General features: G+C 32.2%; 1 protein-coding gene. It reads left to right on the top strand.

What is annotated here, in order from left to right:
- Positions 1-620 precede the first annotated feature (620 nt).
- Positions 621-1178, top strand: coding sequence for a shikimate kinase (locus ACQKL5_RS21300; protein WP_427610817.1), 558 nt, complete (start codon positions 621-623; stop codon positions 1176-1178).
- The last annotated feature ends 457 nt before the right edge of the window (positions 1179-1635 follow it).

The following is a 1635-nucleotide window of genomic DNA, read 5'->3' as shown; positions in this document are numbered from 1 at the left end:
GCTCATTTTGCTTTTTTATAGTGTGTGCTCACTCAAAATTTACGTTGGCGCTTTGTTTTGTTCAGTTTTCAAAGAGCAATTAGCTCGTTGTTCGTCAGAACAACTTGTGTATTCATCATAACACACTACCGATTAGTTGTCAACTTCTACGAAGTTTTAAACTAATTTTTAAATGTCGTTGTTTACAGCGACCATTTCATCTTACCATTTTCACTATAAGAAGTCAATAGTTTTTATTGTGTTTTTTCTTCAAGCAATCAGCCAAAAGTGAATGAATTTCTGTTTGTTTACTTGGTGCTTATTTATATTAATCTTTTCTATCATCAAAGTCAATATATTTTTGTTTTTTTCTTTTTTTCCCTTCATTTAGAGAATGACTAACAAAATACTTCACCACTATGGAAGCACTTTATAATTATCTTCTATGTATTGGTTCTTATTATGTTTTACCTGCTTTCCAACAGCCCGAAAACACATAATCTTATCCTAAAGCAGAACTGTTTTCCAAATATTTAAATATTATTTTTACAATATCACTTTCTTATACTATAATGAGATTATTTTTAAAAATTGAACCTAACTTTTAATCTTTGTAATGTAGCGGGGAGAGGAATTTATAAGTGGTTAATAAAGATACATCTTTGAGGATGCAAAATATCGTTTTTACAGGATTTATGGGAGTAGGAAAAACCACAATTGGCCAAAAGGTCGCGAATAAATTATATAGGGATTTCATTGATATCGACCACGAGATAGAAAAAGAATTTAATATGCCTACGACGGAAATATTTAAAAAGTTTGGAGAAAATACTTTCCGTGAAAAAGAAAAAGAAGTAATTACTCGTTTTAGCCAGCAAAAGTTGAAAATACTTTCTTTAGGTGGAGGAGCTTTTTTACAAGAAGAGGTAAGGAGGATTTGCCTCTCCAAATGTATAGTGATTTTCCTGGATTTATCTTGGGACTATTGGAAAGAGAGAATAGATTTGCTTATCGATAGTAGACCCGTGTTACAAAGTAAAAGTCTTGAAGAAATAGAAGAACTTTTTAAAACTAGACAAGAGATCTACTCCTATCATCATTTAAAAGTGACTACCGACAATCTTGATGTGGATGAAGTAGCTGATTTCATCGTTGATTCTTTAAATGTTGCTTGGAATACTCATGAACCTCTTAACTGATAATCTCTTAAAAAAGTGATTCGCTTTATTAGCGAATCACTTTTTTGCTTTCTTCTTAAATATTCACCTTCATCTGTGATGTTAACTCTAAATATATACTATGTGTAAATGATCTTCCTTATTTAATAAGAAGAAGAGGATTGTTATTAATAATGTGTACACAGTCCTCGTATATGATTAAACTTTTTTGCTTTTAAGAATTTTTTTATACTAGCCGTATGAGTCGTTATGGAAACACCCAACCCAGGATGCGAATTCTTTCTCTAAGGGTTCTTAGTTTTAGTTTTAATACTTAGATTGATCTCTATTAACGACTCTTTTACCTTTTTACCTGCTCGTACATATTAAACTTTTCTCCTAATAAACACAAAAAAAGGCCAGCACAATGGCTGACCTTTCAAATGGCTTGGCGGCGTCCTACTCTCACAGGGGGAAACCCCCAACTACCATCGGCGCT

The sequence above is a fragment of the Peribacillus sp. NPDC097675 genome, from assembly GCF_050277655.1.
Classification (GTDB): Bacteria; Bacillota; Bacilli; order Bacillales; family DSM-1321; genus Peribacillus.
This window is presented reverse-complemented; position numbering and strand designations above follow the sequence as displayed.